This is a genomic window from Streptococcus mitis (genome assembly GCF_003942795.1).
Lineage (GTDB): Bacteria > Bacillota > Bacilli > Lactobacillales > Streptococcaceae > Streptococcus > Streptococcus mitis_BJ.
Genome location: NZ_RJNY01000013.1, coordinates 43,676 through 53,912 on the forward strand (window position 1 = coordinate 43,676; position 10,237 = coordinate 53,912).

Consider the following 10,237-nt stretch of genomic DNA (forward strand, 5'->3'; position numbering starts at 1 on the left):
TTATTAATCTAAATCTGGTTTATAGAAGGAACGATTGTCCATAGCGAAGATTTTATTGGTCATCTCTCCTTTGTCCACCAAAGCTAGAGCCGTTGACATCATCATCATGCTGGCATCTAGATTGTCAATCATATGAATAATCTCTGCCTCCATAATGCGTGGACGGACTGGACTTCCATACTCCAGCAAGCCATGGTGACTGAGGATGACATGGCGCAATAGCACCACTTCTTCTCTAGTATCATCGATGCCCAGTTCCATGACTGTCTTGGTAATTTCGCTATCGATGAGGGCTATATGGCCGATGAGATTGCCTCGCACTGTGTACTCCGTCTGATCGGGACCACTGAGTTCTAAAACCTTAGCCAAGTCGTGCAGCATAATTCCAGCATAGAGCAGGCTCTTATTGAGCTGAGGATAGATCTCGCTAATGGCATCTGCCAATCGCACCATGGTTGCTGTATGATAGGCTAAACCCGTTTCAAAGGCATGGTGGTTGGTCTTGGCAGCTGGATAGGAGTAGAAATCCTTATCATACTTGGTGTAGAGACTGCGAACGATACGCTGCCAGACAGGATTTTCAATCTTGAAAATCATTTGCGACATGTAGTCACGGATTTCCTTGACATCGACTGGTGACTTGACCTTGAAGTCAGCTGGATCATTGGGTTCCCCAGGTTGAGGTAAACGAAGCGTGATTTGATTGACTTGAGGAGTGTTGTTATAAACTTCTCTGCGTCCCTGCATGTGGACAACTTTCCCAGCGGTAAAGGCCTCAACGTTATGAGGTTGGGCATCCCAGAGTTTCCCTTCAATCTCGCCACTATCGTCTTGGAAGGTAAAGGCTAGGTAATTTTTCCCAGCACGCGTCTGTCTCAGGTCAGCTGACTTAATCAGGTAAAAACCTTCAAACAGCTCATCTTTTTTCATGTGACTAATCTTCATATTCTTCCTCATCTTCTTGGAAATGGAGTAGATCAAGCGCAGGCTCACCTTCTGATAACTCAATGTGACGGAGCGTCCGCTCGATAGCTGTGGTACGACGGTTTAATAATTCATCAATATTGCCAGAGGCATGTTGGAGATGTTTTTGTGCCTTGACCAGAATGCCTCCGAACTTGCCAAACTCGGTCTTAACGCTGGCAAGAGTCTTACTGATATGGTCAGCACTCTTTTGGATATTGAGGGTTTTGAAGCCAACTGATAGGGAGTTAAGCAGGGCCGATAGGGTACTTGGACCTGCGACAATAATCTGCTCCTCCCGTCTCAAATCATCAAAGAAGACCGGATTGCGAACAATCTCTGAGTAAAGTCCTTCTGTCGGAACAAACAAGACTCCAAAATTGGTCGTCCGAGGCGGCGCTATGTACTTGCTCTTGATATCCTTGGCAAAACGCTTGACGCTTGCTAGGAGTGGCTTGCGACAACGTTCGATCTCATCCTTGTCACCTGCTTCATAAGCTTCTTCCAAGCGATAATAATCCGCCAATGGAAACTTGGAATCAATCGGCAAATAGACATATTCCTGGTCGCCTTGGCCAGGTAACTTGATGGCGTACTCTACTCGCTCGCTAGAGTTTTCAACAGTTGCAAATTCTCGTTCGTACTGGGCTGGTGTCATGATGTCTTCAATGATTTGCCCCAGTTGCAATTCTCCCAGAATTCCTCGCGTCTTGGTTCCAGAGAGAACCTTGTTGAGAGCACCAACGTCGCGGGCAACTGTCTGCATCTCTCCCAAACCTCGATTGACCGACTCCAGTTGCTTGGAAACTGTCTCGAAGGAAGCCTGCAAGCGCGTCTGTAAGGTCTTCTCTAACTTTTCCTCGACCGTCTGGCGCATTTGTTCCAAACGTTGCTCATTTGATTCCTGCAAGGCTTGGAGACGTTGGTCGGTCTTATCTCTGGTTTGAAGGAGATTCTCGTTCATCTCCTGTCTAACTTGAGTCAGGCCTTGGTGCAACTCCATTCGCACTTCCTGCAAACGGTCACTGACAGCTACTTCTAAGTCTTTTTGGTCTAACTGACTGGCTTGTCTAGCTTGGTCAAAGCGATAATCCAGTTGGTCTGAAAGATTGTCTGCTTGATCCTCCAAGCTCTTGGCTAGGTACTTGTCTTGCTTATCCTGCCTTTGCCAAATCAGAAAGAGTCCAGCTAGGTTGACAATTAATAATAGTAATAATACAGTCTCCATCCTACCTCCTGTCCTTGCTATGTAGCACGACGACATAACCATCTGGGCAAGTTACCGAAACTCCCCTATCTATATATTCGTTAGAAGCGTACACTTTTTTAAAGAAAAAATTCTCCTCTGTCAATTCGTACTTGGCACCAAGAATAGTTAGCTGGCTATCCCGAACTGGCATAAAGGCTAGATAATCGTAGTCTGAACGGGGCTCTAGCTGACTGGTCCCTTCTGGACAATAGGCAATCAAGTTTTGCCCATCCTCAATCGCTATCTGGCGCATATAGGGGACCAACTTTGGATTGCTAGGCAGAAAGACATTAGCCAGCATATGGTCAATTCGACCACCAAGAGCACCGAAAATAGTGACCTGAGCCTGAGGATTTTGCTCAAAGATGATCAAGAGAGCCAATTCCAGATCCGTATCATCCTTTTCTGGCTGGGCTTGAACAAAATGTTGGGCACGTTTTTGAATCAACTGACGTTCGTCTGCAGTCACCGAATCAAAATCCCCAACCGCTAGAGCCAGAGGCAGATCTTCTTCCAAGACCCAGAGTGAGCCTCGATCCACACCAACAAAGCTATCAAAATTCGTCCGATAATGACCGCGATCTCCGCCTGCAAAAACGGCGACCCTAGTCCAATTGTTTTCTGAGAGTTTGCACTCGTTCATTGACATCTCCCTTAAAGACATAGGATCCTGCTACAAAAACGGTCGCTCCAGCTTCTTTAGCTTGAGCAATGGTCTGGTCATCAATCCCGCCATCGACTTCAATCTCAAAACTCAAACCTTTTTCCTGACGAAGGGCAACCAACTCACGAACCTTGTCCATGGTTTCAGGCAGAAAAGTTTGCCCACCGAAGCCAGGGTTAACTGTCATGACCAAGACTTGGTCAACTAGATGAAGGATGTGCTTGATCGCCTCCACAGGTGTCCCAGGATTGATGACAACCGAAGGTTTGACACCAAGAGAGCGAATTTTTTGGAGGGCGCCATGGATATGGGGCGTTGCTTCAACATGGATACTGATGATATCCGCTCCTGCACGCGCAAAGTCTTCTAAGTGGTGTTCTGGATTTGCTACCATCAAGTGACAGTCAAAGACCATCTTGCTATGAGGACGAAGAGCTTCAACCACTCCCGCACCAAAACTAATTTGTGGCACAAAGTGACCATCCATGATATCGATATGGGCATACTCTGCTCCAGTTGCTTCTAGGCGTTTGATTTCACGTTCAAAGTTGGCATAATCTGCTGCCAGAATTGACGGAGCAATCTTGTATTGAGACATAGGTTTCTCCTTATTTTGGAATTTTTTTGCTGACTTTTTTATAGGTTTCTCGGCGATTTTCAATCTCACTGAGAAATTGCAGGTAGTTGTCAAAACGGAAGGTAGCAATGGTACCTTCTTCGACAGCTGGCTTAACCGCACAGGACGGCTCATGGGTATGGGTACAAGTACGGAACTTACAATCTCGACTGACACCGGCAATCTCTGGAAAAGCTTGATTGAGGTCTTCAGCCGTTGACACTTCATAATCCAGCGATGAAAATCCTGGCGTGTCTGCGATTTTCCCACCATTGAGATTGTAAAAACTAACAGCTCGAGTGGTATGGCGACCACGACCCAGACTATCTGAAATTTCTCCTGTTTCAAGATTGAGGTCTGGTGCGATTTTATTGAGAAGGGTTGACTTTCCAACACCTGTCTGCCCCATAAAGACCGTCACTCTTCCTGTCAACAAAGGCAGGAGCTCTTCCTTGCTGGTCACAAAGTCGTAACCAATGGCACCATAGGTCTGCTGGTAAAAATCCAGTTCTCCTCTATCTTCCAGCAAGTCCATTTTAGAAATATAAACGATGGGGTGGATACCCTTGTGCTCCAGAAGAACCAAGAAACGATCCAGCAAATTGCTGTTGAAGTCCGGCTCCTTGACCGACATGATAACCACGGCTTGGTCAATATTGACAATAGGCGGACGGACGAGACTGTTTTTCCGTTCATGAATCTTGAGGATATAACCTTCGGAATTTTCCTCTGCAGAAAAATCTACCCAATCCCCAACATAGGGCGTGTGGCCTTTTTTGCGGAAATTTCCACGCGCACGTGTCTGATAGACTTGGCCATCACTCTCGACATAATAGAATCCTGCCAAGGCTTTAATGATTTGTCCCTGCATCTTAGAGTCCTTGTCCTTTAAGCGCATCTGAAAGGCTAGCAAATTCTTCCAAGCTTAGTGCTTCACCACGTACACTTGGTGACAAACCTGCTTGGTCCAAAGCCTTGGTCAGCTTGTCCTTGACTTCATCAGTCTTGCCAAAGTAGCCTGTTAAGTTATTCCATAAGGTCTTGCGACGATGAGTGAAGCTAGCCTTGGAAACCTTAAAGAAGAAGTTCTCATCTTTTACTGCTACAGCCGGCTCTGGACGGCGTACCATTTTCAAAATGGCTGAGTCCACGTTTGGGGCTGGCACAAAGACCGTACGAGGCACGATGAAGGCAACCTTGGCTGTCATATAATACTGCACAGCAATCGACAAACTACCGTAAGCCTTGGTATTTGGCTGTGCTGAGATACGGTCCGCCACTTCTTTTTGCATCATAACGACAAACTCACTAAAAGGAATGCCACTCTCGATTAAATGCATGAGAATAGGCGTTGTGATATAGTAAGGTAAGTTGGCTACCACCTTGATTGGCAGGTCTGGATTTTTGAAATTCTGGATATGCTGAGCTAGGTCAACTTTGAGAATGTCCTCGTTGACTACGGTCACATTATCAAAATCACGCAGGGTATCCGCTAAAATCGGTACCAAACGGTGGTCAATCTCAAAAGCCATGACCTCTGCCGCACGCTCAGCCAAAAATTCTGTCAAGGCACCAATTCCTGGACCGATTTCAATGACATTAACCTGATCATCAATCTCAGCTGTATCCACGATTTTTTGAAGAATATTGGTATCCGTTAGGAAATTTTGCCCAAAGGACTTTTTAAAGGTAAAACCGTGACGCTCCAGCACCGCCTTAGTCACGCTATAATCTGCAATTCTCATTTATTCTCTTTTCTAATATAATATGCTTCCGGAGTATAATGATAGAGCAAAACAAATAAGGGAGTCTCAGTAATTCCTTCCAACATCTCTTTTAAGACCGCATTTGGNTGGATAATCTCTCGTGTTTTGGTGAAATAAACACCTTGTTCCCTATTTCGATTACGGAGTTCCCAAGCGACATTGTTTCCTTGAACAGACGGCAAATAACGTTCCTTTTCTAGAAAGTCAAAAAATTCTTTCACCGTCATTTCTTCAGGAATCTCAAATTCTGTCTCATGAGACAATGCATCGTCTCCCATACACACAGAATCTCTATCAACTCGAATTTTCATTTCGCACTGTCCTTATAAGCTTCTATTTTAACGCTATCAAAATAAATCTAAGTACCTCTATTGTAACACATTCCTTTTGTATTTTTGGGTTATCTGGCTATTGTTATCACTTTTCAGGACTCTCCAAACAGATTTCGATATCTAAATTTCTTTCCACTATTGAAATAAGCATAAAATTTATTTTTCTAATTCTTTATAGATTGTCTCTTGAAAAGGTCAGTTGTTCAAGTAAGGAATAGAGTTTTGCTTGCTCTTCTTCTTCGTAAGCAGATCTATTTGCTTTTACTTCCCTGCATTTCTCGTCATACAAAAAACCGTCATATCCATCTTCTGTAGATAAGGCTGTGTAGACTTTGGCCATTTCTTCAGGACTAATTGAAAATCTTGACTTGATTTTATAAAGATTTTTCATAAAAGCGCTGAGGTGATCATAGCGGCGCATATCTACTTTGACATTGGTCACACGGATTGCCTGAACCTTGATACCTTTCCAATGTTTCCGCATATAAAGCGACAACATCAACAAGGCTAGTTTATTCTGATAATAGGTCTTGGCAGGACTGTAATGTTTTTGACCAGCTAAATTTTCAAAATCAAGTTTCATGAAGGGATAAAGCACTAGCCCCTGGGAAGAAATATTAATAATCCGTCCACTCTCTGACTTTTCCAACAAACCTTTCAACAAGATAGAAAGCAAGAAAGGGGCGACAACATTGGTCGCAAATTGCTTTTCTAATCCCTCTTTAGTCAGGATGGGCTTTTTGACTGATAAATCAAAGTCAGCTGCATTGTTAATTAGAACGTCTAGAACGTCTTCTTTTTGAATATACTGTTCCACTGCTTTCCTGACACTCTTCATATCAGATAAATCAGCCAAGATATAATCCACATGTGGATTTCCTGTCTGCTGACGAATTTCCTCACAAGCTTGCTCGGCAGCCTCTTGCCGCCTACAAAATAGGGTCACTGACCACCCTTTCTCAGCTAACTGCCTTGCAGCTTGATAACCGATGCCACTGTTACCACCGGTAATAATTACTTTTTTCATTTTTTACTCCTTTAAACTGAATATTTTGTCATAACTTCTTCCACTTCTGCCAAGGTTACGCCAAACAACTCTAAGCGCTTGAGGAGTTGCTTGCCATTGGAATAGCCGATGCGGAGCTGTTCGCCTAGATACTCTCGGCGTCTACGACTGTCTGCTCCCGCTAGGAAACCTAGGCGAATCAAGTCACCACGACTGATGTCAAACTCGTTCTCATTTTCAAATTGCTCTGTCACCTGAGCCAACGCTGTTTTTAGGTCTTCATAGCTGGCGTGTTCGACTCCCAGAGAACGTCCCTTGGACTTAGATTTGGGAACAGCTTCATCTCGCTTGAGAAAGGCATGCTGCACAGTTGGAATGGCCGTCATAATCATGCGCCGAATCCGCTCCCCATTAAAATCTGGATCTGTAAAGACAATGACTCCATGCAATTCATGCAGGCGCTGAATGCGCTCTATATCCTGGTCATTAACGGCAGAACCTCGTGTTTCATAGGTCTCTACATCAAAGTAACGTTTGAGATTGGCCGTATCATCGCGACCTTCAACCACGATGACTTGGGAAATTTTTTCTTTCATGATTGTTTTTCCAATCCAAAAATTCGCTCTGCATTTGCAGTCGTTGCTGCTGCTAATTCCTCGGTCGTCATCCCACGCAAGTCAGCAATAAAGTCCACCACATAGCGTGTGTAGGCTGTTTTATTCTCACGGCCACGTTTAGGAACAGGAGCCAGGTAGGGCGCATCCGTTTCTACCAAAATCTTGTCTAACGGAAGTTCCCTAGCAGCCTCTTGGATATCCATCGCTTTCTTAAAGGTCACCACTCCTGAGAAAGAAATAGTCATGCCAAGCTCAACAAACTTCTCAGCCCACTCCAAAGAACCTGAGAATGAGTGCATGATGCCACCACGAGGACCAACGCCCTCGCTCTTGATAATCTCATAGGTATCTTCTAGCGCATCACGAGTGTGGACCACAAAGGGTAAATTCAAATCCTTAGACAGCTGAATCTGACGACGAAAAACCTGCTCCTGCACTTCCTTAGGTGCTGTCATCCAATGGTAGTCCAGACCAATCTCCCCCAAGGCAACAACCTTGGGATGCTTAAGCTTTTCAAGCAAGTAAACTTCGACCTCATCTGTGTAAGTGCCAGCTTCCGTTGGATGCCAACCAATAGTTGCGTAGAGTTGCTCATACTCATCTGCCAACTCCAGGGCTCGTTCAATGGTTGGCTTATCAAAACCAACAATATTCATCTGTGTCACACCCATCTCAGCAGCCAAGGCGATTTCTTCTGCCTCACGTCCTGCAAATTCTTCTACATTTAAATGTGTGTGCGTATCAAAAATCATCTCTTCTAACCTCATTTTCTTCCATCTATTATACCAAAAATAGCATCTCCCGGCTTGTAAAAATATTCTAATACCGATCATTCTCCCTTGACTGCCCTTTTTCAAAGCAGTATAATAACACTTATTGAAATTTTCAGCAAAGGAAAAGAAAATGTTTAGAAAATTAAAATATACCTTTATCGGTCGACCACTCAAGTCTCTCACAGATGGTGAAGGGGGATTACTTGGAAAAATGCAAGCACTTGCAATGTTATCCAGTGATGCCCTGTCTTCTATTGCCTATGGACCTGAACAAGTCATTCTCGTTTTAGTCAGTCTCTCTCCTCTCGCTATTTGGTGGAGCCTCCCTATCGGTATTTTTGTCCTCTTACTCCTCGCTAGTTTGACCATTTCCTATCGTCAAATTATTCACGCCTATCCTCAAGGTGGAGGGGCTTATATGGTCACTCGGGAAAATCTCTCCCCTGAACTAGGCTTGATTGCAGGTGGTAGCCTCCTTGTTGACTATATGCTGACAGTAGCCGTATCCGTTGCGTCTGGAGCTGATGCTATTACAGCAGCCATCCCTGCCCTCCATCCCTATAATCTTCATATCTCTATTTTCCTAGTCTGTCTGCTCATGCTCTTGAATTTAAGAGGTTTGAAAGAATCTGCCAGCTCTCTGATGATTCCCGTCTACCTCTTTATCTTCAGTACCGTCTTTCTCTTGCTTTATGGGTTCTTTCAACTATTCACAGGTTCCCTAAACTATCAGGCGACTTCAACCATTGGACAAACTGTTCCGAGCCTTTCCATCGTTCTCCTATTGAGAGCCTTTACCAGTGGCTCTGCCTCTCTGACAGGGGTTGAGGCTATTTCAAATGCGGTACCATTTTTCAAAACTCCGAAAGAAAAGAATGCTGCTCAGACCCTGACCATCATGTCGCTGATTTTAGGATTTCTTTTTGCAGGCATTACCTTCCTAAACTACTGGATGGGCATCACACCTCAAAATGGAGAAACCATCCTCTCGCAAATGGCCAAGGGCATTCTTGGTGATTCATTCTTTGGTCATGCTAGCTACTATCTCTTCCAGTTCTCAACAGCCTTGATTCTAGCTGTAGCTGCAAATACTGGCTTTTCAGCCTTCCCTATGCTGGCTTACAATATGGCTAAAAACAAGTACATGCCCCATCTCTTTATGGAAAAAGGGGATCGTCTTGGCTACTCCAACGGTATCTTAACTCTGGCTTTTGGAGCTATGATCCTTCTTCTCATTTTTAACGGCAATACTGAACGCTTGATTCCTCTTTATACTATCGGGGTCTTCGTTCCCTTTGCCCTTTCTCAGACTGGGATGATTCGCCATTGGAAAAAGGAAAAAGGAGCAAACTTCTTAAAACCTGCCTTTGCTAATATCCTTGGGGCCATCATTTGTTATGCTATCGTTCTCATTTTACTCCTCTTCAGACTGGGTGATATCTGGCCATTCTTCCCAATTATCCTAGTCTTAACCTTCCTCTTTTTGTCCATTCACAGCCATTACCAAAAAGTGGCAAAACAACTGCGACTCTACGAAGGAATTGAAAAGCGCACTTACGACGGCAACCTTGTCCTTGTCCTAGTAGGAAATGTCACTCGAGTAAGTGTCGGAGCCATTAACTACGCTCAAAGTATCGGTGACGAAGTGTTAGCCATGCACATTTCTACTAAAGAAACGGCAGAAAAAGACCAAGAAATTCTTCAGGAATTTGCCGATTACTTCCCAAATATCTCTCTGAAGAATATCAATACCAGCTACCGCGACATCATCACCCCTAGCGTTAAGTATGTCAAACGAATCGCCCAAGAAGCTAAGCAAAAAAACTACACCGTTACAGTTCTTGTACCGCAGTTTATCCCTAACAAGCCTTGGCAAAATATCCTGCACAATCAAATGAGCCTTAAACTAAAATACGCTCTCAGATGGCATGAAGACGTCGTTGTCGCTAGCTACTCTTATCACTTAAAAGAATAAACAAAAACTCAAAATCAGTAACTTATATGGCTCTTTGTCAACTGTAGTGGGTTGATGAAAAGCTATACCCTGGAGAGGACCAAATTGGTTCTCTCCTTTTTGATGTTCAAAGCAATGAGAATTCTAGTTTTAAAGTTGTCAAAGTTCCGAAAGCCAAAAGCATTTCGCTTGATGACTTTGATGAGGTTATTGGTAGCCTCTAGTTTTGCGTTTGAGTAGGGAAGTTCCAGTGCATTCATGATCTTGTACTTATCTTTCAAAAAGGTCTTAAAAATA

At 44.1% G+C, this 10,237-nt stretch carries 12 protein-coding genes; 1 reads left to right on the plus strand and 11 read right to left on the minus strand.

Features of this window, described 5'->3' with window-relative positions:
• Nucleotides 1-3 precede the first annotated feature (3 nt).
• The 10 genes from D8847_RS06915 to D8847_RS06960 all read right to left on the minus strand — a co-directional run bounded on the left by D8847_RS06915 (nt 4) and on the right by D8847_RS06960 (nt 7,965).
• The gene (locus tag D8847_RS06915; protein WP_125841076.1) at nt 4-945 is read right to left on the minus strand and encodes a 3'-5' exoribonuclease YhaM family protein; all 942 of its coding nucleotides are present in this window, start codon (nt 943-945) and stop codon (nt 4-6) included.
• A complete protein-coding gene (rmuC, locus tag D8847_RS06920) occupies nt 935-2,191 on the minus strand; it encodes a DNA recombination protein RmuC (protein ID WP_185757933.1) in 1,257 nt (418 codons plus the stop codon). Before rmuC ends, D8847_RS06915 begins: the two co-directional genes overlap by 11 nt.
• Nucleotide 2,192: 1 nt before the next feature.
• Entirely contained in the window at nt 2,193-2,855 is a 663-nt protein-coding gene (locus D8847_RS06925) for a thiamine diphosphokinase (protein WP_125841078.1), read from the minus strand.
• Entirely contained in the window at nt 2,818-3,474 is a 657-nt protein-coding gene (rpe, locus tag D8847_RS06930) for a ribulose-phosphate 3-epimerase (protein WP_125841079.1), read from the minus strand. The genes D8847_RS06925 and rpe overlap by 38 nt, the downstream gene beginning before the upstream one ends.
• Before the next feature lie 10 nt (nt 3,475-3,484).
• Nucleotides 3,485-4,363, minus strand: coding sequence for a ribosome small subunit-dependent GTPase A (gene rsgA / locus D8847_RS06935; protein WP_125841084.1), 879 nt, complete (start codon nt 4,361-4,363; stop codon nt 3,485-3,487).
• Nucleotide 4,364: 1 nt separating this feature from the next.
• On the minus strand, nt 4,365-5,237 hold the full coding sequence (gene rsmA, locus D8847_RS06940; protein ID WP_125841080.1) for a 16S rRNA (adenine(1518)-N(6)/adenine(1519)-N(6))-dimethyltransferase RsmA: 873 nt from the start codon (nt 5,235-5,237) through the stop codon (nt 4,365-4,367).
• The gene (locus tag D8847_RS06945) at nt 5,234-5,569 is read right to left on the minus strand and encodes a hypothetical protein (protein ID WP_125841081.1); all 336 of its coding nucleotides are present in this window, start codon (nt 5,567-5,569) and stop codon (nt 5,234-5,236) included. The genes rsmA and D8847_RS06945 overlap by 4 nt, the downstream gene beginning before the upstream one ends.
• A 193-nt stretch (nt 5,570-5,762) precedes the next feature.
• Complete coding sequence (locus D8847_RS06950; protein ID WP_125841082.1) at nt 5,763-6,617, minus strand: SDR family NAD(P)-dependent oxidoreductase; 855 nt, start codon at nt 6,615-6,617, stop codon at nt 5,763-5,765.
• An 11-nt stretch (nt 6,618-6,628) separates the two neighbouring features.
• Nucleotides 6,629-7,192 (minus strand): ribonuclease M5, encoded by a 564-nt coding sequence (rnmV, locus tag D8847_RS06955; RefSeq protein WP_125441857.1) that lies wholly within the window; start codon nt 7,190-7,192, stop codon nt 6,629-6,631.
• Nucleotides 7,189-7,965: a TatD family hydrolase gene (locus tag D8847_RS06960; RefSeq protein WP_125841085.1), complete on the minus strand. Its 777-nt coding sequence runs from the start codon at nt 7,963-7,965 to the stop codon at nt 7,189-7,191. The genes rnmV and D8847_RS06960 overlap by 4 nt, the downstream gene beginning before the upstream one ends.
• A gap of 151 nt (nt 7,966-8,116) precedes the next feature.
• Here D8847_RS06960 and D8847_RS06965 point away from each other — a divergent pair, with 151 nt between their 5' ends.
• Nucleotides 8,117-9,961 carry an APC family permease gene (locus tag D8847_RS06965; RefSeq protein ID WP_125841083.1) on the plus strand — a complete coding sequence of 615 codons (1,845 nt, stop codon included), beginning with the start codon at nt 8,117-8,119 and terminating at the stop codon, nt 9,959-9,961.
• A 62-nt stretch (nt 9,962-10,023) separates the two neighbouring features.
• On the opposite strand, the gene D8847_RS06970 is transcribed toward D8847_RS06965, so the two are convergent.
• On the minus strand, nt 10,024-10,237 hold a 214-nt coding region (locus D8847_RS06970; protein ID WP_142999092.1), incomplete at its 5' end, for a transposase.

What these genes read in the sequence shown, in the direction of transcription:
- D8847_RS06915 (WP_125841076.1), bottom strand. Translation starts at nt 945, where the DNA reads ATGAAGATTAGTCACATGAAAAAAGATGAGCTGTTTGAAGGTTTTTAC.
- rmuC (WP_185757933.1), bottom strand. Translation starts at nt 2,191, where the DNA reads ATGGAGACTGTATTATTACTATTATTAATTGTCAACCTAGCTGGACTC.
- D8847_RS06925 (WP_125841078.1), bottom strand. Translation starts at nt 2,855, where the DNA reads ATGAACGAGTGCAAACTCTCAGAAAACAATTGGACTAGGGTCGCCGTT.
- rpe (WP_125841079.1), bottom strand. Translation starts at nt 3,474, where the DNA reads ATGTCTCAATACAAGATTGCTCCGTCAATTCTGGCAGCAGATTATGCC.
- rsgA (WP_125841084.1), bottom strand. Translation starts at nt 4,363, where the DNA reads ATGCAGGGACAAATCATTAAAGCCTTGGCAGGATTCTATTATGTCGAG.
- rsmA (WP_125841080.1), bottom strand. Translation starts at nt 5,237, where the DNA reads ATGAGAATTGCAGATTATAGCGTGACTAAGGCGGTGCTGGAGCGTCAC.
- D8847_RS06950 (WP_125841082.1), bottom strand. Translation starts at nt 6,617, where the DNA reads ATGAAAAAAGTAATTATTACCGGTGGTAACAGTGGCATCGGTTATCAA.
- rnmV (WP_125441857.1), bottom strand. Translation starts at nt 7,192, where the DNA reads ATGAAAGAAAAAATTTCCCAAGTCATCGTGGTTGAAGGTCGCGATGAT.
- D8847_RS06960 (WP_125841085.1), bottom strand. Translation starts at nt 7,965, where the DNA reads ATGATTTTTGATACGCACACACATTTAAATGTAGAAGAATTTGCAGGA.
- D8847_RS06965 (WP_125841083.1), top strand. Translation starts at nt 8,117, where the DNA reads ATGTTTAGAAAATTAAAATATACCTTTATCGGTCGACCACTCAAGTCT.